This window comes from Flavobacterium frigoris, assembly GCF_900111075.1.
Taxonomy (GTDB): Bacteria; Bacteroidota; Bacteroidia; order Flavobacteriales; family Flavobacteriaceae; genus Flavobacterium; species Flavobacterium frigoris.
This window is the reverse complement of sequence record NZ_FOFZ01000002.1, coordinates 205545-232170: the sequence shown is the minus strand read 5'-3', so window position 1 is coordinate 232170 and position 26626 is coordinate 205545. Positions and strand designations below refer to the sequence as shown.

Below are 26626 nucleotides of genomic sequence, written 5' to 3'. Positions count from 1 at the left end.
TAGTTAAATCAATATGAACTTAAACCAAATACATAACGTCTACTTCATCGGCATCGGTGGCATCGGAATGAGTGCTTTGGCTCGGTATTTTAAAAATATTGGGAAACAAGTTGCGGGTTATGATAAAACCCCTACGACTTTGACAAAAGAATTGATAGAGAGTGGTATTGCAATTCATTTTGAAGACAGTATTGATTTGGTTCCCAAAGATTATTTTGTCGAAAATACTTTAGTTATTATTACGCCTGCTGTTCCTGGAACACATTCAGAATGGAACTATTTTAAAGAGCGTGAATATCATATTAAGAAAAGAGCAGAAGTTCTAGGGATAGTAACTAAGGATACGTTTTGTTTTGCGGTTGCGGGAACGCACGGGAAAACAACTACATCCAGTATTTTAGGTCATATTTTATATGACAGCGGCGCAGATGTTACTGCTTTTATAGGAGGAATAGTTGAAAATTATAATTCGAATTTGGTAGGAGACGGAAAAACAGTTACCGTAGTTGAGGCTGATGAATTTGACCGTTCATTTTTGCATTTGCACCCCAATATTGCTTGTATTACATCAATGGATGCAGATCATTTAGATATTTATGGGACTAGTGATGCGATAGAAGAATCATTTGTGGAGTTTGCAAACAAAGTAGAAGATAAAAGCAGATTATTTATAACTAAAGAGTTGCCTCTAGAAGGAGTTACTGTGGCGGTCAATGAAGATGCTGTTTATAGTGCTATAAATGTTAGAATTGATAATGGGAGTTACATCTTTGATGTAAAAACGCCAAATGGAATTTTAAAAGATTTTCGTTTTGGATTGCCGGGAAAACATAATTTAATGAACGCTCTAATGGCTATAGCAATGGCAATAAATTTCGGCACCCCAACCGATGCTATTGCAATAGCTTTAGCTTCATTTAAAGGGATAAGAAGACGATTTTCTTATCAAATAAAAACGGATGATTTAGTGTATATCGATGATTATGCACATCATCCTACTGAGATTAATGCTGTCTATCAAGCGGTTAGAGAATTATATCCCGATAAGAAGATTCTTGCGGTATTTCAGCCCCATTTGTTCAGCAGAACAAAAGATTTTGCGGATGATTTTGCCAAGAGTCTATCTCAATTTGACGAGCTTTTGTTGATGGATATTTATCCTGCTCGTGAATTACCGATGGAAGGAATAACATCGGAATGGTTATTGGGTAAGGTAGATAATAAAAATAAGAAATTAGTTTCAAAAGAGAACGTGATAGGAACTATTCTGGAGAGTGATGCTCAAATAATCGTGACGATAGGAGCAGGAGATATTGGAGAATTAGTAGGGTCAATTAAAAAAGTGCTCAATGAAAATATTTAACTGGACAAATACGAGATTAGTGCTCATGATTGGGGTTGTGATTTTCCTTTTTTCATTTACTTCAAATCGAAATGAAAAAAGAAAACTCACTAAATCTGTAGTTGTTTTTGTTGGAGATAATGCTCTTTTTGTAAAAAGAGAAACGGTTAATAAATTGTTAATAGAAAATAATAAGAACGCTTCAAGCATTGGAAAAGATGAAGTAGCTTTGAATGAGCTAGAGAGAAGACTGAATTCAAATAAGATGATTGAGAAATCAGATGTATTTGTGAGTATTGATGGTGTTCTAAAAGCAGTAGTAAAACAAAAGACTCCGGTAGCAAGGGTTTTTGACGGGAATGACTCTTTTTATATTGATTATGAAGGGAGTGTAATGCCATTGTCAAATAATTTTACGGCCAGAGTTCCACTTGTTTCAGGGATGATTAATAGAAATAATACCGAAAAATACGCCCAATTATTTCGGGTTATTTATGATGATGATTTTTTGAAAAAAAACATCATTGCTGTTGAAATTATGCACAATGGAAGGTTGAAAATGCTGAATAGGAATTATAAATATGAGATTGATTTTGGAAATTCCGCAGATATGGAACAAAAATTCAAAGATTATAAGGCTTTTTTTCAAAAAGCAGTTTTAGACAGTTCGTTGTATAAATATAAAAAAATAGACCTGAGATTTACAAAACAAGTAGTTTGCACTAAATAAATAGATAATGGAAAAAGAGAATGTTGCAGTGGGTCTAGATATTGGGACAACCAAAATTGTTGCCATGATAGGCAAGAAAAACGAATATGGTAAGTTGGAGATTCTAGGAGTTGGTAAATCTAAAAGTTTAGGTGTTGCCAGGGGAGTAGTGAATAATATTACGCAAACCATTCAGTCAATCCAACAAGCAATTCAAGAAGCTGAGAATAACTCAGGTTATAAAATTAAGGATGTTGTAGTAGGAATTGCAGGTCAACACATACGCAGTATTCAGCATACGGATTATATCAGTAGAAATAATCCTGAAGAAGTAATAGGAGGAGCTGATATTCAACTTCTGATTGATCAGGTGAATAAATTGGCTATGTTGCCAGGGGAAGAAATTATACATGTCTTACCTCAAGAATTTAAAATTGACGGTCAATCTGAAATCAAAGAGCCTATAGGAATGTATGGCGGAAGACTAGAATCTAGTTTTCACGTTGTAGTTGGTCAAGCCTCTTCAATTAGAAATGTGGGTCGTTGTATTCAGAGTTCAGGAATTGAATTATCAGGATTGACATTGGAACCATTAGCTTCCTCTGACGCTGTATTGAGTCAGGAAGAAAAAGAAGCTGGAGTTGCCTTGATTGACATAGGTGGAGGAACTACAGATTTAGCTATTTTTAAAGATGGAATTATACGTCACACAGCAGTTATTCCTTTTGGAGGAAATGTAATTTCTGATGATATAAAAGAAGGATGTTCAATTATTGAAAAACAAGCAGAATTATTAAAAGTAAAATTTGGTTCCGCTTGGCCCGGTGAAAACAGAGATAATGAAATTGTTTCTATTCCTGGATTAAGAGGAAGAGAGCCAAAAGAAATTTCTTTAAAAAACTTGTCAAAAATAATTCACGCACGTGTTGTGGAAATTGTGGAGCAGGTTTTTACGGAAATCAAAGCCTATGGACATGAAGATCCTCGCAAAAAATTAATTGCAGGAATCGTTCTGACGGGTGGAGGTGCTCAATTGAAGCATATTAAGCAGTTAGTGGAATACATCACAGGGATGGATACCAGAATAGGATATCCAAACGAGCATTTAGCTGGTGATTCAGACGAAGAATTTTCTAGTCCATTATATGCTACAGCGGTAGGATTAGTAATGAATAGCATCGAGAATAAAACACATAGTGCTGTCAAAATGGATGAAATAGCTCCGCCAAAAGCAGCTGCTTATCGTGCCCCAGTTGTGGATCATTATGATAGAATGGTCGAAGAGGAAGAAGTTGAAACAACGAGTAAAGCGAAGAATGAAGAATCTACTGGAGACAAGATAAAAAGATCATTTTTTGATCGTTATGTCGATAAGATTAAAGATTTTTTAGATAACGCAGAGTAGGGCATCGACCCAAATTAAAAATACAACAATTAATAATTAATATCAAAAACCAAATAAAATGATGAGCAACTCAGAATTTGGAAGTATTTCATTTGATTTACCAAAAAACCAATCAAATGTAATCAAAGTAATTGGTGTAGGTGGAGGCGGAAGTAATGCTGTAAACCACATGTTTAAACAAGGAATTAAAGGGGTGGATTTTATTGTTTGTAATACTGATTCTCAGGCATTACAAAACAGTTCAGTGCCAAATAAAATCCAGTTAGGAGTAGGCTTAACGGAAGGATTAGGAGCTGGTGCAAATCCAGATGTAGGACAACAATCGGCTATTGAAAGTATTGTCGATATCGAAAAATTATTGGATCGCAATACTAAGATGGTATTCATAACTGCCGGAATGGGTGGGGGTACCGGTACAGGTGCTGCTCCAGTAATCGCGCAGTTGGCTAAAGAAAGAGAAATTCTTACTGTAGGTATTGTAACACTTCCGTTCTTATTTGAAGGTAAAGTTCGTCAAGAACAAGCTAAAATTGGAATCGAGAAACTACGCAAACAGGTAGACTCTTTAATTGTTATCAACAACAATAAATTAAGAGAAGTTTATGGAAATCTAGGTTTCAAAGCTGGGTTTTCAAAAGCGGATGAAGTTTTGGCTACTGCGTCAAGAGGAATCGCAGAAGTAATAACACACCACTACACTCAAAATATCGATTTAAGAGATGCTAAGACCGTTTTGTCTAATAGCGGAACTGCAATAATGGGATCGGCTACTGCCGAGGGTGAAAACAGAGCTAAAGAGGCAATAATATCTGCTTTAGACTCTCCTTTACTAAATGATAATAAAATCACTGGTGCCAAAAACGTATTGTTGCTCATCGTTTCTGGTTCTAATGAAATCACTTTAGATGAAATAGGGGAAATTAACGACCATATTCAAAATGAAGCGGGTCACAATGCCAATATTATTATGGGTGTTGGTGAAGACGAAACATTGGGTGATGCCATTGCAGTTACTATTATTGCAACGGGTTTTGACATTGAACAACAAAACGGAATTGTAAATACAGAGCCAAAAAAAATAATTCATACACTAGAGGATGAGCAAAGAAGTGTTCATAACCTATCGCAAAATACAGTAGCGGCATTTGATTTAAATGCTGAGAAAACGGTTTCAGGTTCTGATGAAAGAATTGTTTTTGATTTAGTAGAAGACACTGTTACTCCACAATCGGTAGTTCCTGTTGCAGGAAACGAAGAATTGATGGCGATGTCTGAGTTTATTAAAAACTTAGATGTTACTTTCGAAATCGTTTCTCCTATTAAAGATATTGATTTCACTTTTACTTCTCCAAAAGTAGCAGAGGTAAAAGAGGTACAACAACCTAAAGCGATAGAAAGACAAGAACAAACTACTTTTTCTTTTGATTTACCAATACATAGACCGGAACCAGTACAAAAAGTGGAAGAGGATAAGCTATTGTTTGAATTGACTAACGAAACACGTGATATTAAGGTGAATCAGCCTGTTCAATTTGTGCCCGTGACTGAAGTAACAGATAAAGGAATTGTCAAATATTCTCTTGAAGAGTATATGGAGGTCGAGGATAATTTCGCGAGTTCTAAACCAGCTGTAAAAGTAGTGGAAGAAGTTATTCCTGCGGAGTTAAATATCACGATGAAAAAAGTGGATTCAGCAACGGAGGCTCCTTCAGGATTAGAGGAAATCTCTCCTATGGAAATGACAATTGAAGAAACTTTGAAGCTTAGAGCTGATGAGAGAAGAAAAAAACTAAAAGAATTCAATTATAAGTTTCATAATAACGTATCTAAAATTGATGAGTATGAAAGGGAGCCTGCCTATAAAAGATTAGGAATAGACATCTCAAATACACAGTCAAACAATACAAATTCGAGGATTTCAGTTGGGACTGATAGCAACAATGATTTACAGTTGCGCTCTAATAACTCTTTTTTACATGACAATGTAGATTAATAGACACGCAAACCAATATGATTTAACCCGAAAATTGAATTTAATTTTCGGGTTATTTTTTTTTCATTGTCAGGAACAAAGCAATCTTTTTGTTAATTCCAGTAAATTTATTTAAATTTGCGGGGCCCTAATCCTGCTGTCGTTTCAAGCTTTTTCTCGAAAATGCTTTTTTCAAAGTCCTTAAAAGAGCTTCCTTTGGTCGCTTTTTAAGTTCAAGAAAAAATGCAGTTTCTCAAAAAAGGCTTTTCACTACCATCAGGGGCATATAGAAAGTGTTCAGTTTACAGTGTTCGTTTTTTTTAGTATGAAGGGAAATCTAAAATCTAAAATCTAAAATCATAAATTAATATGAGTTTATCAATACAAATCATGGACGATATTAAAACTGCCATGAGAGCTAAGGATACAGTAGCTTTAGAAGCCTTAAGAGCGATTAAATCTGAAATTCTTTTAGCTCAGACCGCTTCAGGTTCAAAAGAGGAAATCACTGAAGCAGACGAAATTAAATTGCTTCAAAGGTTAGTAAAAACCCGTAAGGACAGCGCTAAAATTTTCACGGAGCAAAATCGTATGGATTTAGCGGAGCCAGAATTGGCACAAATCGCAGTAATCGAAAAATTCTTACCTGCACAATTAACAGAATCTGAAGTAGAAGTTGTGATTGCAAAAATCATCGCAGAAACGGGAGCTTCAGGAATTGCATCAATGGGTAAAGTGATGGGATTAGCCTCAGCACAACTTGGAGGAACAGCCGAAGGGAAAACGATCTCTGCAATAGTTAAGAAATTATTGGTTTAATAATAAAGTTGTTGATTAACGATTTTAAATCACAAATCTAAAATCGTTAATCAATAATCTAAAATTAGATGGCTGAGTAGTTCAACTGGATAGAATATCAGATTTCGACTCTGAGGGTTGCAGGTTCGAACCCTGTCTCGGCCACTACATCTATAGAAGCAACAAATGACAATATAAGTTTTGTTATTTTGTTGCTTTTTTTTGTTTATAAATACAATAGTTTTGAAGGAACAACATAGCAAAGACAATAAAGATGATTAGTATATTTCAATTTTTTCTAATTGTATTGCTCGGTATTATTATGGCTGTATTGGTTTTTGAACCTCTATATGTGCTAATTTTTAATAAACCGTTTTATATACATTGGTATCCATTTAGACGAAAACTTAGTTCTATACAACGAGATGTTCTAAGAATGGAGTGCGCTTTTTATCAAAGGTTATCTGAAAAGAGGAAACTTTTTTTTGAGCATCGTATGGCTGCTTTTATTACAAAGTATCCATTTTTTGGCAAGGATGGTTTTGTTGTTACGGATCAGAGTAAAGTGCTGATTGCAGCCACTTATGTAATGATGACTTTTGGGATGCGACATTACCTGATTGCTGTTTTTGATAAGATAATCATTTATCCACAACATTATTTATCTACAATACGTGATGAGTATCATAAGGGAGAGTTTAATCCGCGACTTAAAGCATTAGTTTTCTCTTGGAAAGATTTTCAGGAAGGATATTATTATGATAGTGACAATCTTAATCTTGGTATACATGAGTTTAGCCATGCGCTGTATTTTCATGGTTTGAAGAGTAGGGATCAAAGTGCGGTTGTTTTTTCGAGTGCTTATGTCAAAATACAAGAGTATTTAGTTCAGCCCAATGTACTAGATAAACTGGTTTTGTCCAATTATTTCAGGATATATGCTTATACAAATAAGGTGGAGTTTTTGGCAGTAATTTTAGAGCATTTCTTTGAGACGCCACAAGTTTTTAAGGAAGAGTTTCCGGAGCTTTATTCTAATGTACGGGATATGATTAATTTTAATGAAAACGATTCAAAGTTATAAATTTAGCTTTTAAGACATGTTTAATAGTATTATTTACAAGTATGACACTCTCTTTTAATTTTTATAAAAAAACAAAAAAAATTTGCCACGAATTTCACAAATTGGCGCAAATTATAAAACTTAAAAGAAAACTAATTCCACTAATTTTGTCGGGCTATTAATTTATTAGAGTGAATTCTTGACTAAACAAAAACATTTTTAAAATAGTATGGGGCATTTTTATTAAAGCAAATGTCTTGATTTAAGAGTTAAGTTCGTTGTGCTCTGCTTTTTTAGTTGTAAATTTAAGTGTAATTATAAACTATGATGTCATGAAACAAAATGTACCAGTGTCGACTATTATGACTAAAAACATTATTAAGTTGAATCTTTCTGATGATTTAACGAAAGCCGAAGCCTTATTTAAAAAGCATAAAATTAGACATATTCCAGTAGTGAATAAAGACATAATAGTGGGAATGCTCAGTTATAGTGATTTGCTGCGAGTCTCGTATGCAGATGCTGCCGACGACGAGGCTAACAATGTCGAATCTGTTGTGTTCAATATGTTTGCGGTGAAACAGGTAATGGCCAAAGATATAATTGCGATTTCTCCAGAAACGACAATACATCAGGCTGCTGAAATCTTATCTAAAAATGAATTTCATGCTTTACCTGTATGTGAGAATGAGATACTAATGGGTATTGTTACTACAACAGATTTAATGAAATATTTATTAGATCAGTATAAAGAAGAAATATAAAAAGAAGTCCCGTGCTAAAGTTGTAGCACGGGACTTCTCTTCTTTTATAAAAGAAACATTTTTTAGATGGCTGTCAATTTTTTCAAATCGGCAATAGTTTCTGTAGGATTTGTAGCCTTAAATACATAGCTTCCTGCTACCAGAACATCTGCTCCGGCTTCTACGAGTTGCTTTGCATTTTTGTTAGTAACACCACCATCAACTTCAATTAATGTTGTAGCTCCTTTTCTAGTGATTAAAGCTTTTAGTTTTTGAACTTTTGCATAGGTATTTTCAATAAAGGATTGTCCTCCAAATCCAGGATTCACGCTCATGATGCAAACTAAGTCGATATCGTTGATAACGTCTTCTAATAAGTCAATATTAGTGTGAGGGTTGATTGCTACTCCGGCTTTCATTCCTTCCGCTTTGATGGCCTGTAACGTTCTATGAAGATGTGTACAAGCTTCATAGTGTACACTAAGAATGTTAGCGCCTAAATCGGCAAAAGTTTTGATGTAACGGTCTGGATCTACGATCATCAAATGTACATCAATCGTTTTCTTAGCGTGTTTGTTAATTGCTTCCAAAACTGGCATTCCGTAAGAAATGTTTGGAACAAAAACACCGTCCATAATGTCAATATGAAACCAGTCTGCTTCGCTATTGTTAATCATTTCGATGTCGCGTTGCAGATTTCCAAAATCGGCTGCCAATACTGATGGTGCAATAAGTGTGTTTTTCATTGTGTTGTTGTTTAATCTGAGTTTGTTTCAGATTCTTTAGTTGTAGTTTCTGCAAAATTAGGTTATTTAAAACAAATGCGAAAGTTTTTTTGCGTGGACAACTTCGGGGTGAAGCACGTTTAGTGCGTAAGGGATTGCAATGGAAATCCTTTTTTATTTATGGAGCGATAGCGTATTATATAAAAAAGATTGTAATGGAAAGCCCGACCCGAAGTTTTTACGAAGGGTTACGCCCAAATCAATTGCATTTACAAAATTCAATTGCAATAATAAAAAAGATCGGCAGTTTTCAATTCCCCTTATTGGGGTAGGGGCTAATAATAAAAAACTTCGGAAACCCGAGAGCTTAGCTCGAACAGACCGAGAGTTTTTTTGATAAAAAATAAAACTCCGGTAATCAGCCGGAGTTTCAATCATCAATCAAAAAACGAACAGTCAATCAAACTGTTGTTCATTTTGAATTAAAATGTTTAATAGTTTAACCATTTTAATTGGGGAATATTTTTAACCTAGGTATGTTTTAAGTATTTTACTTCTAGAAGTATGTTTCAATCTACGGATCGCTTTTTCCTTGATTTGACGTACACGCTCACGAGTTAGGTCGAAAGTCTCTCCAATTTCTTCCAAAGTCATTGGGTGTTGGTCACCAAGTCCAAAGTACAAACGAACTACATCAGCCTCTCTTGGAGTTAATGTTTCTAATGAACGCTCGATTTCGGTACGTAATGATTCGTGGATTAATTCTCTGTCTGGGTTTGGAGATTCACCGGAACGCAATACATCGTATAGGTTAGAATCTTCTCCTTCAACAAGAGGTGCATCCATTGATAAGTGACGGCCAGAGTTTTTCATAGACTCTTTTACATCATTTACTGTCATGTCTAGTTCTTTTGCAATTTCCTCAGCAGATGGTGGACGCTCGTTAGATTGCTCTAATAAGGCATACATTTTGTTGATTTTATTGATAGAACCAATTTTATTTAAAGGCAAACGAACGATACGAGATTGTTCTGCCAAAGCTTGTAGTATCGATTGACGAATCCACCATACAGCGTACGAGATGAATTTGAAACCACGTGTTTCATCAAAACGTTGAGCCGCTTTAATAAGACCTAGATTTCCTTCGTTAATTAAATCAGGAAGTGTTAATCCTTGATTTTGGTATTGTTTTGCTACCGAAACAACGAAACGTAAATTTGCTTTTGTTAATTTTTCAAGGGCTTTTTGATCCCCGGCTTTAATCTTTTGTGCTAATTCTACTTCTTCGTCAGCGGTAATAAGGTCAACTTTTCCAATTTCTTGTAAATATTTGTCTAATGAAGCAGTTTCACGATTGGTAACCTGCTTGGTGATTTTAAGTTGTCTCATGTTTTTGTGTCCTCAGTTTTTAAGTGTACAAGTAATTATACGTATGAAGTTGCTAGAAAGTTACAAAAGGATGAAAATATTTTGATAAAAGTCAAAAACCCCATTTCAAATGAATGAATTGGGGTTTTTTATAAATGAACCTTTAGTAAACTAAGATCTGATTACTCTTTTCTTTCCTCACGTGGAGGTCTTGGCATAAGTGCTTTTCTTGACACTTTTTCTTTTCTTGTTTTCGGATCCATACCTAAGTATTTCACTTGGAAAACATCGCCCATGTTGACAACGTCAGAAACATTTTCTGTGCGTTCCCATGCTAGCTCAGATACGTGAAGTAACACTTCATTTCCTGGAGCTTCAAGGTATTCTACTACTGCACCAAAATCTAACATTTTGATTACTTTCACTTCGTAAGACTCATTCATTTTAGGCTTGAAAGTGATCGACTTGATTTTAGCCAATACTGCTTCGATTCCAGCAGGATCAGTTCCTAAAATTTCGATAACTCCTTCTTCCGTAGCAGGGTCTTCGTTGATAACAATTGTTGTTCCTGTAGTTTTTTGTAATTCTTGAATCACTTTTCCACCAGGTCCAATCAAAGCACCGATAAATGCATTAGGAATTCTTCTTGTAATGATTTTTGGAGCGTAAGCTTTAACATCTTCTTTTGGAGCTGCTAAAGTTTCGATTAATATTCCAAGGATATGTAAACGACCGTCACGAGCTTGCGCTAATGCTGCTTCCATAATCTCATACTTCAATCCGTCAATCTTGATGTCCATTTGACAAGCTGTAATTCCTTCAGAAGTTCCAGTTACTTTAAAGTCCATATCTCCTAAGTGATCTTCATCACCAAGAATATCAGACAATACCGCATAACGGTCTCCGTCAGTAATTAATCCCATTGCAATTCCAGAAACGGGACGAATCATTTGGATACCAGCATCCATTAATGATAATGTTCCAGCACAAACTGTTGCCATAGAAGAAGAACCGTTAGATTCTAATACTTCAGATACGACGCGGATTGTGTAAGGACAATCAGCAGGAATCATGTTTTTCAACGCTCTTTGCGCTAAGTTTCCGTGACCAACTTCTCTTCTAGAAGTTCCTCTTAAAGGACGTGCCTCACCAGTTGAGAAAGGAGGGAAGTTATAGTGTAAGTAGAATTTTTCTTCACCTTGTTGAGATGGAGAGTCAATTTGGTTTGCTTCTCTAGACGTTCCTAAAGTTGCTGTTGCCAATGCTTGAGTTTCTCCACGTGTAAACAATGCAGATCCGTGTACAGATGGTAAGTAATCTACTTCACACCAGATATCTCTAATTTCTGTAGTTTTTCTACCGTCTAAACGTGTTCCTAAATCTAGGGTTACGTTACGAACCGCTTCTTTGTTGGTTTTTTTGAAATATTTAGAAACTAATTCGCCATCTACTGCTAATTCTTCTTCAGTAAATAAGGCTTTAACTTCTTCTTTAACTTCATCAAATGCAGCAGTGCGCTCTTGTTTAGAAGAACCTTTGCTAGCAATAGCGTAGATTTTATCGTAAGATGCTGCTTTTACTTTAGCGTAAATAGCTTCGTCTTCTCTTTCTCCTTCGTAAGTACGAACTTCTTTTTTTCCAAAAGCAGCTACCAATCTTTCTTGTGCAGCAATTTGATTTTTGATATGTTCGTGAGCAAATTTAATGGCGCTAAGCATTTCTGCTTCTGAAATCTCTTTCATTTCACCTTCTACCATTGCGATAGAATCCATAGAAGCTCCAATCATCATATCAATATCTGATAATTCTAATTGTGCACGACTTGGGTTGATGATGAATTTTCCGTCGATACGACCTACTCTAGCTTCAGAGATTAATGTTTCGAATGGAATGTCAGATAGAGCTAAAGCTGCTGATGCTGCTAAACCTGCTAATGCATCTGGCATTACATCTTCGTCAAAAGACATTAATTGAATCATTACCTGAACTTCGGCATGGTAGTCACTAGGGAAAAGCGGACGTAAAACACGGTCAACAAGACGCATTGTTAATACTTCGCTATCACTTGGTCTTGCTTCTCTTTTGAAAAAACCACCTGGAAAACGACCAGCTGCAGCAAATTTCTCACGATAATCTACCGTAAGAGGTAAAAAGTCGATACCTGGACTTGCTTTTCTTGAAGAAACTACTGTTCCTAAAATAACAGTCTTTCCTATTCTAATTACTACAGATCCGTCTGCTTGTTTGGCTAAACGACCTGTCTCGATTGTGATGTTTCTGCCATCACCTAAATCGATAGTTTCTACAAATAATTGTGGAATCATAAATTTATTTTTTTTAGTTAAACATGGGTTCTAGTTGTGTTGTAGTTGTTGTTTGCGTAGTTAATGCCTAAAACCCAATGAAAAACCAAACTTTTTTTATTCTTAATTTTGCCCCTTTAGGGGTTTGGGGGTAAAAACAAAAAGAGGCACTCTCGCGCCTCTTTAGTATATTGATTATTTTCTGATACCCAATACTTTGATAATCTCACGATATCTGTTGATTTCTTTCTTTTTCAAGTAATCCAACAAAGATCTTCTTTTTCCTACTAGCAATACTAATGAACGCTCTGTGTTATAATCGTGACGATTTTTTTTCAAGTGTTCTGTTAGGTGGCTAATTCTGAAAGTGAACAAAGCAATTTGAGCTTCTGATTTACCTGTGTTTGTTTTTTCTCCGTGTTTAGCGAAGATTTCTTCTTTAATCTCTTTAGTTAAATACATTCCAATATTTGTTTAATGATTTTTATGTATGTCCTACAGCTATTGTAAGACGGGTGCAAAGATAATATTTATTTTCAATATGGCAATATAATTTTTAGCTAAGATTTACGGCTGTAGTGCTCAAAGAATTAAACAAGAAACGTTTTTGCAATCTCTTTATTTACAAATTCCAAAAACCATTCGTCTTCTTCTGTAAAAGGATCTATTACATGGCTGTCAATATCAATTTGACCAATGTTTTTTCCGTGTACAAATAAGGGAACCACAATTTCTGACTTTACTGTAAAGCTACAAGCGATGTAATTGTCTTGTGCCGCTACATCGGGAACAACAAAATTATCATTAGAAACTGCCACCTGTCCACAAATTCCTTTACCGAAAGGAATAACAGTATGATCAGTCTCCGCTCCTACATAGGGGCCTAAATGTAAAGTTTTTGTGTCATGATTAGCAAAGTAGAATCCAACCCAATTGTAATAGTCTACGTTGTCTTTTAAAAGCTGGCAAACTGATAAAAGTTTTTCGTCTCTGGAAAGACTGTTATTTATTGTAATTGCAGTTACCTTTGGTTGTAATTCTTGAAATGTCATATTTTCTAATTTTTAAGCAAAAGTATTTAAAGTCTCTTTTAAAAATTATATAAATTTGTTAAAAATTAGATTTTGAAAAAATATTTTATCTTATATAAACCCTTTTTGCTTTTTTTAATAAAGTTTTTTTTGACTTATATCATTCTTACGTTATTATATCAAGGTTTTTTGAGAAGGTTTGAAGATAATAAGATTGATTCTATTACTAAAGTAGTTGCTAGGAATACGGAACAGTTGTTGGATTTATTTCCAACGGATGCAGCTATCGAGGAAAACAAAATGGGATCTTCTATAAAATTACTCTATAATCATAAATATGTTGCACGGATAATTGAGGGATGTAATGCTATTAGTGTTATTATTCTATTTATTTCATTTGTTGTTTCATTTTCAGGGAAGTTAAAACCAACGTTATTTTTTGTTTTTGGCGGAAGTATAGTCATTTATATATTAAATGTGATTCGTATCGCTATGTTGAGTGTATTAATCTATCATTTTCCTAGGCAGGTGTCTTTGCTTCACAGTGTATTATTTCCACTATTCATTTATGGGGTAGTTTTCCTTCTATGGGTAATTTGGGTACGTAAATTTTCATTATATGCTAAAACAACTGCTGTCACATAAGCTAAGAATTGTTCTCGGATTGGTATTCGTAGTATTACTTGCTGTGGTCCGTGCTTATGAAGATCAATTATTTTATGATCCTTTTTTGAATTATTTTAAAAGTGACTATAACTCCTTGCCATTGCCGTCCTACAATTCTTTTCAGTTGTTGATGGGGTTGCTGCTTCGTTATGGGTTAAACACAATCTTGTCATTAGGGTTGATTTATGCGCTTTTTCAGGATGTTACAATGATTAAGTTTGTTTTTTTTCTATATGTCTTTTTCTTTCTAGTTTTAATTTCTTTATTCTACGTTACAATTCACTTCAATGGAGCTCACGATAATTTGACGCTTTTTTATGTAAGGCGATTTCTTATTCAGCCTATTTTTGTGATATTGTTTATTCCCGCATTTTATTATCAAAAGCTAAGTAAATAGTTTTTTTTAAGTATCTTTAATTGTAACTTTTTAACTCGACAGTTAAATAATTTATAGGTATGAAGATAATTAAACATTCTGGAGATATTGTTGATTTTGATCCTGAAAAACTTCGAAAGTCATTAATGAAATCTGGAGCAGACGATTTGGTGGTTGAGGATATCTTGCATAAAATCAGTAGTGAAATCTACGAGGGAATTTCTACAAAAAAAATTTATAAACGCGCTTTTGCTTTGTTGAAAAAAGAGGCTAATTCACATGCGGCGCGATATAATTTAAGATCGGCTCTACAGTCATTAGGGCCTGCCGGGTTTTTCTTCGAAAAATATATCGCACGCCTTTTTGATGCGGAAGGTTATCAAACGGTTACTAATTTAATTTTGCCTGGTAAATGTGTATCGCATGAAATTGACGTTTTGATTAAGAAAGACAATGAGTTGGAAATGATTGAATGTAAATTTCATTCGGCACGAGAAAATAAGTCGGACGTAAAAGTTCCTTTATATGTTTTTTCAAGATTTAATGATTTGAGAGAAAGAAAACAAATTGTTTTCTCGAAAAATGAAATCATTTCAAAATGCTGGATAGTAACTAATAATCGATTTACATCTGATGCAATAGTTTTTGCGAAATGTTCAGGTATGAATTTATTGAGCTGGGATTATCCGAAAGGCAATAATTTGAAAACTAAAAATGATATTGATTGCCTTTATCCTGTGACTTGTCTGACTACATTGTCTCTGGTGGAAAAGGATAAATTATTAATATTAGACGTAATCTTGGCGAAAGAATTAATAAATAATTCTGATAAATTAGAGAAAATTGGGTTGAGTTCTAACAGGATTAAAAATGTTTTAAAAGAAGTAAGAGAGTTAGTCAGATGTATTTAAAGTAAGTATTGGTTTGATTTTTTAATCTTAAAAACGGGATCATGAAAGTAAAATTTATTGGAGCGGCAGGAACAGTAACAGGTTCAAAAACATTGATTGAAAGTAATGGGATTCGGATTTTGATAGATTGCGGACTTTTTCAAGGTATTAAGCCTTTGCGGGAACTGAACTGGCAGCCATTGCCAGTTTTAGCTTCTACTATTGATTTTGTTCTTCTGACGCATGGGCATTTAGATCATTGCGGTTGGTTGCCAAGGTTAGTTGATCAAGGTTTTAAAGGTAAAATATATTGTTCAGGCCCTACAAAAGAAATTGCTGAACTTATTCTTTTAGATAGTGGTAAAATTCAGGAAGAGGAAGCTGAAAAAGCGAATAAAGAAAAGTATTCTAAACACGAAGTTGCAGAGCCACTATATAATGTAGAGCAAGCTAGAAAAGTTTTTCCACATTTTAGGGTCGTTAATACAAATGAAGCTGTGCCTTTGGATGCTGAAATTTCAGCAGTTTTTGTTAATGCTGGACATATCATTGGAGCGTGCAGTATTGAGCTAAAGCTCGAAAATAAAATATTAGTTTTTTCTGGTGATATTGGCCGGGATAACGATGTTTTAATGTATCCGCCAACAAAACCCAAAAAAGCAGATTATGTGTTTCTGGAGAGTACATATGGAGATCGTCTTCATCCTGACAGTGATCCCAAGTCAGAATTAGAAATGTATATTAATAATACGTTTCAGAGGGGAGGGACAGTCATTATACCTAGCTTTGCGGTGGAACGAGCACAAATGATCATGTATTTGCTATGGCAACTCAAAGAAGAAGGTAAAATCCCTGATATGCCTTATATTATAGATTCGCCTATGGGAGTGAGTGCTTTTGAGATATTTTTTGAAAATAGAAAGTGGCATAAGGTATCATTAGAAGATTGTATAGCAATAAATAAAATGTTTACTATGATTACTGATTATCAAGAAACGATTGATGCAATTTATAATAAACATCCAAAAGTAGTGATTGCTGCAAGTGGAATGGTGACAGGAGGAAGAGTTCTGAGTTATTTAGAACGCTACATCATTTTACCTGAGACCACCGTAATTATTGTGGGCTATCAAGCAGAAGGTACACGGGGACGAAAATTACTTGAAGGAGCCAAAGAAGTTAAGATTTATGGAAAATATTATCCCGTAGAAGCAAAGATTCTTGAAATAGAAGGGCTCTCAGCACATGCGGATCAAAAGGGGTTGCTTAATTGGCTTTCTGCATTAGAGAACAAACCGGAAAAAGTATTTTTAGTTCATAGTGAAAATCAACCAGCAGATGAACTTCGCATAAAAATAAACGAGACTTATGGATTTGATTGTTCTATCCCTTTAATGGGACAGGAATTTGAGCTCTAAGTTTTTTATAGCTGTGGTCAAAAACAAATCCCAAAGAGACATCTTTGGGATTTGTTTTTGAAATAATTCCGCTTGTGTTTTGCCTAAAAAAAATAGAATTGACTGGTTTTGATTCTAAACTTCCAATGTCAAAAATATGTAATTGATAAAAGCGATAACTATTTAAAGGACTCAGTCATTTCAAATGATGATTTTAGCGTTAATTAAACTTTAAAATTATCCAATAAATTGTGGTTAATATAATTTATAACTACTTTCACGCACATATAATTTAAGCATTAAACCCCAAAGAATGAATAGTTTTGATTGGAAGAATTTAATAGACCCTCTTTTTTATATTCATTTTGATATAAATGGAATAAAACTAGGTATCTATATTGTGTTATTTATCGTTTTTGCTGAAACAGGACTCTTTGCTGGTTTCTTTTTACCGGGTGATAGTTTGCTTTTTTTGGCGGGGATCTATAATAGAGAGTTAATAGAGAATGTATTCTTTATAGACAGTGCTTTTATTAATGTTATGATCTTGTCTAGCTCAGTGGCAGTGGCAGGTGTTCTAGGTAATGTAATGGGGTATTGGTTTGGGTCTAAAAGCGGGTATTATCTCTATAATAAAAAGGATACTTTTTGGTTTAAGAAAAAATATCTTGTGCAATCTAAAGATTTCTTTGAAAGACACGGAGGTAGGGCTATTATTTTTGCCAGATTCTTGCCTATATTTAGAACTTTTGCTCCTATTGTAGCTGGAATTGTAACTATGGACAAAAAGAAGTTCATGTTTTACAATGTTGTAAGTTCATTTCTGTGGTCCTTTACATTGATTTTTGCAGGTCATTATTTATATGGGTTTTTACTTGATAACTATCAAATAGACTTAAAGAACCATATTGAATTAATAATTATTGGGTTAGTGGTATTAACACTTTCTCCAGTGCTTCTTAAACTTGCTAAAAAAACCAAGGTGACGGAGGACAAAAAAGATATATAGAAAACGAACAATCAATAGTATTTTTCAAATATAAGTAAAAATAAAAAATCCGTCCCGTGTAATAACGGGACGGATTTTTTATAAAAGGATTTCGGTATTGCGATACTCTCAGCATAAGGTCATCCATTGGTGTTGCAAGTGTGTTTTCTTCTTTAATATCATTTTTACAACTGACGCAGCATATTCTAATACTCCACGTATTATTTTTTAGGATTGATACTTCGGCATATCACAGTATAAATGAAAAATCCGTCCTGTAATTAAACAGAACGGATTTTTATATATAAAATGGTTTGATATTACATCATTCCAGGCATACCGCCACCCATAGGCATTCCTCCGCCGTTTTCTTCTTTAATGTCAATCAAAGCACATTCAGTAGTCAAAATCATTCCAGCAACTGACGCAGCATTTTCTAACGCTACACGTGTTACTTTTTTAGGATCGATAATTCCAGCTTTCAACATATCTACATATTCGTCTGTTTTAGCATTGTAACCAAAATCACCTTTTCCTTCAGCTACTTTTGCAACAACAACAGAACCTTCAAGACCTGCATTTTCAACAATGGTTCTTAATGGAGCTTCAACAGCACGAGATATAATTTGTATTCCTGTTGCCTCATCTGCATTGTCTGCTTTTATAGCACTTAATACATTTTTAGCTCTTAATAATGCAACACCACCACCAGCAACAATTCCTTCTTCTACAGCTGCGCGCGTTGCATGCAATGCATCATCAACTCTGTCTTTTTTCTCTTTCATTTCTACTTCAGAAGCAGCACCAACATAAAGAACAGCAACTCCACCAGCTAATTTAGCTAAACGTTCCTGTAATTTTTCTTTGTCATAATCAGAAGTTGTCGCTTCCATTTGACCTTTAATTTGGTTTACACGATTTTTAATCATGTCAGCTTCACCAGCACCACTTACAATCGTAGAGTTGTCTTTGTCGATAGTTACTTTTTTAGCAGTACCTAACATTTCTAAAGTAGTATTCTCAAGAGTATATCCTCTTTCTTCAGAGATTACAGTTCCGCCAGTTAAGATGGCAATATCTTCAAGCATTGCTTTTCTTCTGTCTCCAAAACCTGGTGCTTTTACAGCAGCGATTTTTAAAGCTCCACGTAATTTATTTACAACTAATGTTGATAGTGCTTCACCATCTACATCTTCAGCAATAATTAATAACGGTTTTCCAGATTGAGCAACTGGCTCAAGAACAGGTAATAATTCTTTTAGAGAAGAAACCTTTTTGTCGTATAACAAAATATAAGGATTCTCTAATTCTACTTCCATTTTTTCAGAATTGGTAACAAAATATGGAGAAAGGTATCCTCTGTCAAATTGCATTCCTTCTACAACATCTACATATGTATCTGTTCCTTTAGCTTCTTCAACCGTGATTACACCTTCTTTTCCTACTTTTGCGAAAGCAGCAGCAATTAGTTCGCCTATTACTTCGTCATTATTTGCAGAAATAGAGGCGATTTGTTTGATTTTGTCTGAGTCAGTACCTACAACTTTTGATTGTTTTGCTAAGTCAGCAACAATAGCTTCTACTGCTTTATCGATACCGCGTTTCAAATCCATTGGATTTGCTCCTGCAGCAACGTTTTTCAACCCTTCTTTTACAATTGCTTGTGCTAAAACAGTTGCAGTTGTAGTTCCATCTCCTGCTAAATCATTGGTTTTTGATGCTACTTCTTTTACCATTTGAGCGCCCATGTTTTCTAATGGGTCTTTCAATTCAATTTCTTTAGCTACAGTAACTCCATCTTTTGTTACTGTTGGTCCACCAAATGATTTTCCAATAATTACATTACGACCTTTTGGTCCTAGGGTAACTTTAACTGCATTAGCTAATGCATCAACGCCACGTTTTAATCCGTCACGTGCTTCTATATCAAATTTTATATCTTTTGCCATTTCTTTTATTTTGTTAAATTTTTTGAAGAGACAAGTTACAACTTGTCGGTACTATTTTAGATTTATTTTTGCGATTATATTATTGCAAGAATATCATCTTCTCTCATTATCAAATAATCTTTACCTTCTAATTTCAATTCAGTTCCAGCATATTTTCCGTAAAGAACGCTATCTCCAACCTTTACAGTCATTGTATGTTCTTTTGTACCATTTCCAACTGCAACAACAGTTCCTTTTTGTGGTTTCTCTTTAGCAGTATCTGGAATAAAAATCCCTGACGCAGTTTTAGTTTCAGCAGCTACTGGTTCTATAAGAACGCGGTCAGAAAGTGGTTTAATGTTTAAAGCCATGATTTTTTTTTTTTAAATTATATTAGTGTGTATTGAAAGTCAGAAATTATGCCACCCTTGCTGAACTGACATAATTTCTTATAAAAAATGCCAGCTTTGACAGGCTGGCATTTTTTATAATATAGGTGATAGATTATTTTGTAGCTGGTACGTCTTGTATTGGTGTAGTAGGTACAACTGGAGCTGCATTTTCTGTGTTATCAATAATTTTAGAATCCGTATCGCTTAATGTTCCTGTGAAACTTAAACTTGATAATAATATTAACGCTATTAGTATTGTAGCTAGTGTCCAAGTGCTTTTATCTAAAAAGTCAGTTGTTTTTTGTACTCCACCTAACATTTGAGAACCACCTATTGTAGATGATAGTCCACCGCCTTTAGGGTTTTGAACCATTATTACTACAATCAATAGAAAACAAACTATTGTTATTAAAACTAAAAAAATTGAAAATGTGCTCATTGTTTAATTATTATTTTGTTGTAAAATCTTAATATCCGCTATACGGTTTGCAAAGAAACTACTTTTTTCTGGATATTTCAAAATTAATATTTCATAAGCTTGAATTGCTTTTTGATATTTTTTTTGTTCTAAATATACCTTGGCTAAAGTTTCGGTCATTAGCGACGAATGGTCGTTCGTATTTATTTCAATTCGAACGGTAGAGCCTACTCCATGTTTAACTGGCAAAATCTTTGGGCTAGTTTCAATAAACTTATCGATTAATGCTGCTTTTTTCTTTTTACCCTCGTTTTGTGGTATCGGTTGTGGGGTGTTAATTTTTTCATTCTCCCTGTCGATCGGTTGTGTTCTGGATAATTGTAGCCATTCCTGGAAAGAATGTTGCTCGTTCTTTGAAAAATCTAAGGGAGTACCGATGGCTAGTTTCTCCTCAACAAGATTTAAATTAACAGTCAGGTCAGCAACAGTGGATTCTTTTATAGAGGTTAGAATAGATTGTTCTAATGTGTTCTTTTTAGGCTCTGATTTCTCTTGAGGAGTAATTATTTCGCCGTCAACAACATCTATATCTAGAAGCTCAAGTGCTTTTTTATCATACAATTCTTTTTGAATGGCGGTAAAGCTCTCCGAAGTTATGAAGTCAAACAATACCGTTCTGTCAGCTGTATGTGCTGCCGTAACTTTTAAAGCAAAATTATACTTAAAACTATTTTGGCTGTATAGTCCTTTTAATCGCAAAGCTCTTGCGCTTTGAAAAAAAGGAAATTCATCCAGTACTTTTTCTAAAGCTAAAGTTTGTAGCTCAGAAATAGTGTTTGGTTTATTGATTAAGGTTGTATAAGTAGTTACGTTCATTTTCAGATTTCAGATTTTTTAAATCGAATTGCTAGGAATGATTACCATTTTGCTAGGGATTCATTAAATATGTCTTGTGTGATTCTTTCAAAAATTATTTTAATGGCACTATTTAAAGTGGCACCAGAAAGTTGTTGAGCAGCTGGATAATCATAAAAGAACTCAAACGTTTTTTCGAAATTATCGATTTCCTTATTTCTATTAGTAAATCGAACGTTTATTCTAATTTTTAATCGATTCTGAGCAGCTTGCTGATCTGCAGTAGCTGTCATTGGGCTTATTCTATAATCGACAATCTCTCCTTCGTAAGTTAAATCGCCGCCATTTTTTGTTAAATTTAGATTAGTTTGATTCTGGATTATATCTTGTAAGGCAAGTGTAAAGGTTCTATCAATTCCAGGTTCAACTAGCTCTGCATTATTTTGGAAAAAGTTTACTTGAAATGTTTTCGCATCGATCTTTCCGGTACCCGTAAAGTTATATACCGAGCAACCAGTTAAAATAAATAACGAAAATAGGGCTAGTAAAGAATATATTTTTTTCATATTTAGTTTTGAAAGTTCCAATTTTTGAAAATTCAAATTCCAACTCGATCGAATTTATAATTTTCAATTTTGCCAAATATACTAATTTGGATTATAGAATTGATTTTTGACGTTTTATTTGTGTTACAAATCGAATTGTTTGATTTTTCGATATAAAGTCCTTTCAGAAATACCTAATTCATCTGCTGCTGCTTTTCTTTTTCCTTTATTTTTCTCTAATGATTTTTTAATCATTTCGATTTCCTTTTGCTCTAATCTCAATACTTCTTCTTCCTCTTCCACAGTTTCTGCAAAAAGGTAATTATCGTCATTCTCCTGATAGTTTCCTTCATTGCTTTGGCTCGAAATTAAGGCTGTTCTCGGTTCTTCTTCAAAGTCAATTTCATTATCATTTTCTTTAGATCCATATATTTTTGTAATCAGGTTTTTATTGGTTTCCTGAACTTTAGAACTGCCATTTTCCATCAATTCTAAAGTAAGTTTTTTTAGATCATGTAAATCGCTTTTCATGTCAAAAAGGACTTTGTACAAAATTTCTCTTTCGTTACTAAAATCGCTCTCGCTTTTCTTATCTTTTATTACTGAAGGTAAATTACTTCCTTCAGAAGGTAAATAAGATTGTAAAACAGCAGCAGTAATGTCGCGATTAGTCTCTAGAACAGAAACCTGTTCAGCAACATTACGCAGCTGACGAATGTTTCCGCTCCAGCGAAATTTTTGTAATACTTGCACTGCGCCTTCATCCAGTTTTAGTGGAGGCATTTTGTATTTGAAGGCAAAGTCAGCAGCAAATTTTCTGAATAATAAATGAATGTCATCTTTTCTGTCTCGCAATGGAGGCAGTAAAATGTCAACGGTACTTAAACGGTAATATAAGTCTTCTCTAAATTTTCCTTTTTCGATAGCATCAAATAAATTGACATTGGTAGCGGCTACAATTCTCACATCTGTTTTTTGAACTTGAGAAGAACCAACTTTCATAAATTCGCCATTTTCTAGAATACGAAGTAATCGAACTTGAGTTGTTAACGGGAGCTCGCCAACTTCATCAAGAAAAATAGTTCCGCCATCCGCTACTTCAAAATAGCCTTCACGAGTACTTGTTGCTCCTGTAAAAGCACCTTTCTCATGACCAAAAAGTTCACTGTCAATTGTTCCTTCTGGTATAGCACCACAGTTTACAGCAATGTATTTCCCGTGTTTTCTGTGTGAAAGGGAATGTATGATTTTGGGAATGCTTTCTTTTCCAACACCACTTTCACCCACGACTAATACTGAAATGTCAGTAGGCGCAACCTGAATGGCTTTTTCTATCGCACGATTAAGCTTCGGGTCATTACCGATAATCTCAAATCGTTGTTTTATAGCTTGAACTGTATCCATGTTCTATATTGTTTAAACTTCACACTTTTTTAATTCATTTCACTAAATCCCACTGCTTCCCCTTTGAGAGTTCCGCTAGTACAAGATGTTATTTTTACATTTACAAAGTCACCAATAGCGTACGCTTCTTTCGGGAAAACTACTGTGATACTTTGTGAGTTTCTTCCAGAAAATTCTTCAGTAGATTTTTTAGAAACTTTTTCGACTAAAACCTCTACCGTTTGTCCAATAAATTCTTCAGAGCGCGACCAAGCGTGTTTTTGTTGCAAGTCTACAATTTCTTGTAATCTTCTAGCTTTGGTTTCATCAGTTACATCGTCTTCCATTTTTCTTCCTGCCAATGTTCCAGGTCTTTCAGAGTAGGAGTACATGTATCCAAAATTATATCGCACATACTCCATTAAGCTCAAGGTGTCTTGATGGTCTTGTTCTGTTTCCGTGGGAAAGCCAGCAATCATATCTTGTGAAATAGATCCGTTTGGAATGATAGTCCTTATTTTGTCAATCAAAGTCATATATTCTTCACGGGTATGCAAACGGTTCATTTCCTTCAAGATTCTATTGCTTCCTGATTGAACTGGTAAATGAATGTGTTTGCAAATATTAGGATGTTTTGCAATTACGTGCAAAACGCTTTCGTGCATATCCTGCGGATTTGAAGTCGAAAAGCGAATACGCATCTTTGGAAAACCAATAGCCACCATTTCTAATAATTGGTCAAAATCAACGGCAGTTGCTTTTTGCATTTCAGAAGCGGTCGCGAAATCTTTTTTTAATCCGCCACCATACCAAAGGTAGCTGTCCACATTTTGCCCAAGAAGCGTGATTTCCTTAAAGCCTTTGTCCCACAAATCCTGAATTTCCTTCATTATACTTTGTGGTTCACGGCTGCGTTCGCGTCCGCGTGTAAAAGGGACCACACAAAACGTACACATATTATCACAACCACGAGTGATGGAAACCAAAGCGGTAATACCGTTACTCATCAATCGCACCGGTGAAATATCTCCGTAAGTTTCATCCTTAGATAAAATCACGTTGATGGCGTCACGTCCTTCTTCAACTTCTGCCAATAAATTAGGTAAGTCTTTATAGGCGTCAGGACCCACAACTAGATCCACAATTTTTTCTTCTTCTAGGAATTTGTCTTTCAAACGTTCTGCCATACAACCTAAAACCCCAACCTTCATTTTTGGGTTAATACGCTTCACAGCATTGTATTTCTCTAACCGTTTCCTTACTGTTTGCTCTGCTTTATCACGAATGGAACAGGTATTTACTAGAACTAAATCGGCTTCTTCTAGAATTTGAGTAGTATTGTATCCGTTCGTGGACAATATGGAAGCTACAATTTCACTGTCCGAAAAATTCATCGCACAGCCATAGCTTTCTATAAAGAGTTTTTTAGTATTCTCGGGTTTGTTTTCCAGTACAAGACTTTCGCCTTGTTTGCTTTCTTCAATTATCTTTTCCATCATATTTTTTCAAGCCACAAAGATAAGGCAATCGCAATAGATATGACAAGATGTCATATGAAGATTTAACAATGTTTTTGGTTTTTATTTGTATTAGCTTGCATAATCGTAGTATGGAGCTATTTCCAGCTTTCCGTTACAATCTTTTCTCTCGTTAAAGAAACGAGAGAAAAGGATTTTCACTTTAATCTGGGCTAGGGAATAGATTATATTTAGAAATGAAAAACTCCCTCCTATTTCTAAAAGAGAGTTTTTACTAACAAATTAAAATTATAAGTTAGAACAAGCTTACGTCCAACTGGATTCTTGCAATTTTGTTAGCAGGATTCCACATAGCGGTTGCAGAAACAGGTAATTTATAATCAAATATTTCAATATTTTTGGTGAGTGCCATTCCTGCGTTTACAATATCAAAATTACTTTCGACGTTGCTAGTATGTAAATGTTTGCTTCCAATTATTGGAAAGGCTGCTCCCAGAAATAGATTTAAATTTACTTTTTGGTCTCTAATAATTGGGTAGCTTACTTCCACGTAAGTGGAGTATCTGCTTCGGTACTGATTTTCGTTGTTTAGTTCGCGATCGTTTAAACCGCTATACAGTAATACGTCTGCCTCAACTCGCAGTGGAAATGTCGATGGAAAGCGGTAGGATGTTCTTAAATCGATGAGATGTGTGGTAGTGTTTTTATCATAATTGAACACCTCTGGATTTTCTATTCCCTTAGTGTTAAATAGATTCCATAAACCAATGGATAAGTCATTTTTTTGGTATTGAACAAAATAATTTATTTCAGTATAGTTACCAGCAAATCCTGCTCCTCCCCAAAAACCAACGGTAAAGTGTTGTTTTTTGTCTAGGGCATAATGGAGGTAACCGGTGGCAGTCATCCCGTCGTTGATCACCAAGCCTCTCCAAAGGTGGCTCGTTCTAAGATTGACATTAAAGTCTAATCGAGATTTTTTGATCTCTTGCTTAGGTGTTTCTATTGTGTCTGAAATAGCTGTTTTTTGAGCGTATCCAGTTAATCCTGTAAGTAAAATTACAGCGACAATTAGTGCTTTTTTCATTTTATTTGATCTATGTAAGTGAGGTTTTAACTGAGCATTAAATAGCATAATGAAGCTAAACTTGATCCTATTATCGGACCGACAATTGGTACCCAAGCATAACTCCAGTCGCTACTCCCTTTAAGAAGTAAGGAGTGCACAATTCTTGGACTTAAGTCTCTTGCTGGATTTATAGCATATCCCGTTGTCCCACCTAGGCTTAATCCAATCGCCCATACTAGAATTGCAACCGGTAGAGCGCCTATCGAACCTAATCCAATTTTAGCATCTACAGCAACTGCCATACTAATTTCTGGTCCTCCAAGATAAAAAATTACAAATATTAAGACAAATGTCCCTATGATTTCACTGATTAAATTAGAAGAATAATTTCGTATCGCTGGTACTGTGCTAAAGCAAGCTAATTTTCCAGTTTCATCTTCTGTAGCGGCAAAATGATCTTTGTGAGAGAGCCAAACTAGAAAAGCGCCTAGCATAGCTCCAATTATTTGGGCAGTAACATAAGTTGCTACTTGGCTCCAAGCAAATTTGCCTATAAGTGCTAGTCCAAGTGTAACGATGGGGTTTAAATGCGCGCCACTTACTGGTCCTGCGACAACTACGCCTACAAAAACGGCAAATGCCCATGCGGTAGTAATTACAATCCATCCTGAATTATTTCCTTTTGTTCCTTTAAGAACTACGTTTGCAACAACTCCGTTTCCTAATAGAATCATTAACATCGTGCCAATTATTTCGGCTATAAATGGTGTCATATCTTATGT

The 26626-nt window shown here is 34.8% G+C and carries 26 protein-coding genes and 1 tRNA gene; 13 read left to right on the top strand and 14 right to left on the bottom strand.

What is annotated here, in order from left to right; genetic code table 11:
• Nucleotides 1-13 precede the first annotated feature (13 nt).
• The 8 genes from murC (at nt 14) to BMW63_RS04115 (ending at nt 8053) form a co-directional block, all read left to right on the top strand.
• Nucleotides 14-1363 (top strand): UDP-N-acetylmuramate--L-alanine ligase, encoded by a 1350-nt coding sequence (gene murC, locus BMW63_RS04150; protein WP_074721536.1) that lies wholly within the window; start codon nt 14-16, stop codon nt 1361-1363.
• Nucleotides 1350-2072: a cell division protein FtsQ/DivIB gene (locus tag BMW63_RS04145; protein WP_074721534.1), complete on the top strand. Its 723-nt coding sequence runs from the start codon at nt 1350-1352 to the stop codon at nt 2070-2072. The genes murC and BMW63_RS04145 overlap by 14 nt, the downstream gene beginning before the upstream one ends.
• Nucleotides 2073-2079: 7 nt before the next feature.
• Nucleotides 2080-3456, top strand: a complete 1377-nt coding sequence (gene ftsA, locus BMW63_RS04140; RefSeq protein ID WP_074721532.1) for a cell division protein FtsA — start codon at nt 2080-2082, stop codon at nt 3454-3456.
• Nucleotides 3457-3514: 58 nt separating this feature from the next.
• Nucleotides 3515-5449 (top strand): cell division protein FtsZ, encoded by a 1935-nt coding sequence (gene ftsZ / locus BMW63_RS04135; RefSeq protein WP_074721530.1) that lies wholly within the window; start codon nt 3515-3517, stop codon nt 5447-5449.
• Nucleotides 5450-5797: 348 nt separating this feature from the next.
• Nucleotides 5798-6247, top strand: coding sequence for a GatB/YqeY domain-containing protein (locus BMW63_RS04130; protein WP_074721528.1), 450 nt, complete (start codon nt 5798-5800; stop codon nt 6245-6247).
• A gap of 70 nt (nt 6248-6317) precedes the next feature.
• Nucleotides 6318-6391 (top strand) — tRNA-Arg (locus BMW63_RS04125).
• Nucleotides 6392-6500: 109 nt separating this feature from the next.
• On the top strand, nt 6501-7310 hold the full coding sequence (locus BMW63_RS04120; protein ID WP_074721526.1) for a zinc-dependent peptidase: 810 nt from the start codon (nt 6501-6503) through the stop codon (nt 7308-7310).
• A 311-nt stretch (nt 7311-7621) separates the two neighbouring features.
• Nucleotides 7622-8053: a CBS domain-containing protein gene (locus BMW63_RS04115; RefSeq protein ID WP_074721524.1), complete on the top strand. Its 432-nt coding sequence runs from the start codon at nt 7622-7624 to the stop codon at nt 8051-8053.
• Between the two features lie 62 nt (nt 8054-8115).
• Here the strand turns inward: BMW63_RS04115 and rpe are convergent, their stop codons facing one another.
• The 5 genes from rpe to BMW63_RS04085 all read right to left on the bottom strand — a co-directional run bounded on the left by rpe (nt 8116) and on the right by BMW63_RS04085 (nt 13480).
• Nucleotides 8116-8778: a ribulose-phosphate 3-epimerase gene (rpe, locus tag BMW63_RS04110; protein ID WP_074721522.1), complete on the bottom strand. Its 663-nt coding sequence runs from the start codon at nt 8776-8778 to the stop codon at nt 8116-8118.
• Between the two features lie 504 nt (nt 8779-9282).
• The gene (locus BMW63_RS04100) at nt 9283-10146 is read right to left on the bottom strand and encodes a sigma-70 family RNA polymerase sigma factor (protein ID WP_007137700.1); all 864 of its coding nucleotides are present in this window, start codon (nt 10144-10146) and stop codon (nt 9283-9285) included.
• A 161-nt stretch (nt 10147-10307) separates the two neighbouring features.
• Complete coding sequence (locus BMW63_RS04095) at nt 10308-12449, bottom strand: polyribonucleotide nucleotidyltransferase (protein ID WP_074721518.1); 2142 nt, start codon at nt 12447-12449, stop codon at nt 10308-10310.
• 174 nt (nt 12450-12623) lie between these two features.
• On the bottom strand, nt 12624-12890 hold the full coding sequence (gene rpsO / locus BMW63_RS04090; protein WP_007137711.1) for a 30S ribosomal protein S15: 267 nt from the start codon (nt 12888-12890) through the stop codon (nt 12624-12626).
• A gap of 128 nt (nt 12891-13018) precedes the next feature.
• On the bottom strand, nt 13019-13480 hold the full coding sequence (locus tag BMW63_RS04085) for a GAF domain-containing protein (RefSeq protein WP_074721516.1): 462 nt from the start codon (nt 13478-13480) through the stop codon (nt 13019-13021).
• Nucleotides 13481-13552: 72 nt separating this feature from the next.
• Here BMW63_RS04085 and xrtF point away from each other — a divergent pair, with 72 nt between their 5' ends.
• From xrtF to BMW63_RS04060, 5 genes are all read left to right on the top strand, one after another.
• Nucleotides 13553-14104 (top strand): exosortase family protein XrtF, encoded by a 552-nt coding sequence (xrtF, locus tag BMW63_RS04080; RefSeq protein WP_074721514.1) that lies wholly within the window; start codon nt 13553-13555, stop codon nt 14102-14104.
• Nucleotides 14079-14522: an exosortase F system-associated membrane protein gene (locus BMW63_RS04075; protein WP_074721512.1), complete on the top strand. Its 444-nt coding sequence runs from the start codon at nt 14079-14081 to the stop codon at nt 14520-14522. Before xrtF ends, BMW63_RS04075 begins: the two co-directional genes overlap by 26 nt.
• A 59-nt stretch (nt 14523-14581) precedes the next feature.
• The gene (locus BMW63_RS04070) at nt 14582-15412 is read left to right on the top strand and encodes a restriction endonuclease (RefSeq protein ID WP_074721510.1); all 831 of its coding nucleotides are present in this window, start codon (nt 14582-14584) and stop codon (nt 15410-15412) included.
• Between the two features lie 41 nt (nt 15413-15453).
• Nucleotides 15454-16809 (top strand): MBL fold metallo-hydrolase RNA specificity domain-containing protein, encoded by a 1356-nt coding sequence (locus BMW63_RS04065; protein ID WP_074721508.1) that lies wholly within the window; start codon nt 15454-15456, stop codon nt 16807-16809.
• 292 nt (nt 16810-17101) lie between these two features.
• A complete protein-coding gene (locus BMW63_RS04060; protein ID WP_074721506.1) occupies nt 17102-17797 on the top strand; it encodes a DedA family protein in 696 nt (231 codons plus the stop codon).
• A 299-nt stretch (nt 17798-18096) separates the two neighbouring features.
• Here BMW63_RS04060 and groL read toward each other — a convergent pair whose 3' ends face one another.
• The 9 genes from groL to BMW63_RS04015 form a co-directional block, all read right to left on the bottom strand.
• The gene (gene groL / locus BMW63_RS04055) at nt 18097-19725 is read right to left on the bottom strand and encodes a chaperonin GroEL (RefSeq protein ID WP_074721504.1); all 1629 of its coding nucleotides are present in this window, start codon (nt 19723-19725) and stop codon (nt 18097-18099) included.
• 74 nt (nt 19726-19799) lie between these two features.
• Nucleotides 19800-20075, bottom strand: coding sequence for a co-chaperone GroES (locus BMW63_RS04050; protein ID WP_074721502.1), 276 nt, complete (start codon nt 20073-20075; stop codon nt 19800-19802).
• A 133-nt stretch (nt 20076-20208) separates the two neighbouring features.
• On the bottom strand, nt 20209-20535 hold the full coding sequence (gene secG / locus BMW63_RS04045) for a preprotein translocase subunit SecG (RefSeq protein WP_074721500.1): 327 nt from the start codon (nt 20533-20535) through the stop codon (nt 20209-20211).
• Between the two features lie 3 nt (nt 20536-20538).
• Nucleotides 20539-21390, bottom strand: coding sequence for a tetratricopeptide repeat protein (locus BMW63_RS04040; RefSeq protein WP_074721498.1), 852 nt, complete (start codon nt 21388-21390; stop codon nt 20539-20541).
• 41 nt (nt 21391-21431) lie between these two features.
• Nucleotides 21432-21935 (bottom strand): LptE family protein, encoded by a 504-nt coding sequence (locus BMW63_RS04035; RefSeq protein ID WP_074721496.1) that lies wholly within the window; start codon nt 21933-21935, stop codon nt 21432-21434.
• A 123-nt stretch (nt 21936-22058) separates the two neighbouring features.
• Nucleotides 22059-23318 carry a sigma-54 interaction domain-containing protein gene (locus BMW63_RS04030; protein WP_074721494.1) on the bottom strand — a complete coding sequence of 420 codons (1260 nt, stop codon included), beginning with the start codon at nt 23316-23318 and terminating at the stop codon, nt 22059-22061.
• Between the two features lie 29 nt (nt 23319-23347).
• Nucleotides 23348-24793 carry a tRNA (N6-isopentenyl adenosine(37)-C2)-methylthiotransferase MiaB gene (gene miaB, locus BMW63_RS04025; protein ID WP_074721492.1) on the bottom strand — a complete coding sequence of 482 codons (1446 nt, stop codon included), beginning with the start codon at nt 24791-24793 and terminating at the stop codon, nt 23348-23350.
• A 277-nt stretch (nt 24794-25070) separates the two neighbouring features.
• Entirely contained in the window at nt 25071-25862 is a 792-nt protein-coding gene (locus BMW63_RS04020) for a hypothetical protein (protein WP_083380355.1), read from the bottom strand.
• 26 nt (nt 25863-25888) lie between these two features.
• Nucleotides 25889-26617, bottom strand: a complete 729-nt coding sequence (locus tag BMW63_RS04015) for an MIP/aquaporin family protein (RefSeq protein ID WP_074721490.1) — start codon at nt 26615-26617, stop codon at nt 25889-25891.
• Nucleotides 26618-26626 lie beyond the last annotated feature (9 nt).

Bases quoted from the DNA above. Each gene is read 5' to 3' on its own strand.
- ftsA (WP_074721532.1), top strand. From the start codon at position 2,080: ATGGAAAAAGAGAATGTTGCAGTGGGTCTAGATATTGGGACAACCAAA.
- rpe (WP_074721522.1), bottom strand. From the start codon at position 8,778: ATGAAAAACACACTTATTGCACCATCAGTATTGGCAGCCGATTTTGGA.
- BMW63_RS04030 (WP_074721494.1), bottom strand. From the start codon at position 23,318: ATGGATACAGTTCAAGCTATAAAACAACGATTTGAGATTATCGGTAAT.
- BMW63_RS04020 (WP_083380355.1), bottom strand. From the start codon at position 25,862: ATGAAAAAAGCACTAATTGTCGCTGTAATTTTACTTACAGGATTAACT.
- secG (WP_074721500.1), bottom strand. From the start codon at position 20,535: ATGAGCACATTTTCAATTTTTTTAGTTTTAATAACAATAGTTTGTTTT.
- BMW63_RS04065 (WP_074721508.1), top strand. From the start codon at position 15,454: ATGAAAGTAAAATTTATTGGAGCGGCAGGAACAGTAACAGGTTCAAAA.
- BMW63_RS04040 (WP_074721498.1), bottom strand. From the start codon at position 21,390: ATGAACGTAACTACTTATACAACCTTAATCAATAAACCAAACACTATT.
- groL (WP_074721504.1), bottom strand. From the start codon at position 19,725: ATGGCAAAAGATATAAAATTTGATATAGAAGCACGTGACGGATTAAAA.
- BMW63_RS04115 (WP_074721524.1), top strand. From the start codon at position 7,622: ATGAAACAAAATGTACCAGTGTCGACTATTATGACTAAAAACATTATT.
- BMW63_RS04060 (WP_074721506.1), top strand. From the start codon at position 17,102: ATGAATAGTTTTGATTGGAAGAATTTAATAGACCCTCTTTTTTATATT.
- BMW63_RS04075 (WP_074721512.1), top strand. From the start codon at position 14,079: ATGCTAAAACAACTGCTGTCACATAAGCTAAGAATTGTTCTCGGATTG.
- BMW63_RS04035 (WP_074721496.1), bottom strand. From the start codon at position 21,935: ATGAAAAAAATATATTCTTTACTAGCCCTATTTTCGTTATTTATTTTA.
- BMW63_RS04070 (WP_074721510.1), top strand. From the start codon at position 14,582: ATGAAGATAATTAAACATTCTGGAGATATTGTTGATTTTGATCCTGAA.
- rpsO (WP_007137711.1), bottom strand. From the start codon at position 12,890: ATGTATTTAACTAAAGAGATTAAAGAAGAAATCTTCGCTAAACACGGA.
- BMW63_RS04100 (WP_007137700.1), bottom strand. From the start codon at position 10,146: ATGAGACAACTTAAAATCACCAAGCAGGTTACCAATCGTGAAACTGCT.
- BMW63_RS04095 (WP_074721518.1), bottom strand. From the start codon at position 12,449: ATGATTCCACAATTATTTGTAGAAACTATCGATTTAGGTGATGGCAGA.
- BMW63_RS04145 (WP_074721534.1), top strand. From the start codon at position 1,350: ATGAAAATATTTAACTGGACAAATACGAGATTAGTGCTCATGATTGGG.
- BMW63_RS04085 (WP_074721516.1), bottom strand. From the start codon at position 13,480: ATGACATTTCAAGAATTACAACCAAAGGTAACTGCAATTACAATAAAT.
- miaB (WP_074721492.1), bottom strand. From the start codon at position 24,793: ATGGAAAAGATAATTGAAGAAAGCAAACAAGGCGAAAGTCTTGTACTG.
- BMW63_RS04130 (WP_074721528.1), top strand. From the start codon at position 5,798: ATGAGTTTATCAATACAAATCATGGACGATATTAAAACTGCCATGAGA.
- BMW63_RS04015 (WP_074721490.1), bottom strand. From the start codon at position 26,617: ATGACACCATTTATAGCCGAAATAATTGGCACGATGTTAATGATTCTA.
- BMW63_RS04050 (WP_074721502.1), bottom strand. From the start codon at position 20,075: ATGGCTTTAAACATTAAACCACTTTCTGACCGCGTTCTTATAGAACCA.
- murC (WP_074721536.1), top strand. From the start codon at position 14: ATGAACTTAAACCAAATACATAACGTCTACTTCATCGGCATCGGTGGC.
- ftsZ (WP_074721530.1), top strand. From the start codon at position 3,515: ATGATGAGCAACTCAGAATTTGGAAGTATTTCATTTGATTTACCAAAA.
- BMW63_RS04120 (WP_074721526.1), top strand. From the start codon at position 6,501: ATGATTAGTATATTTCAATTTTTTCTAATTGTATTGCTCGGTATTATT.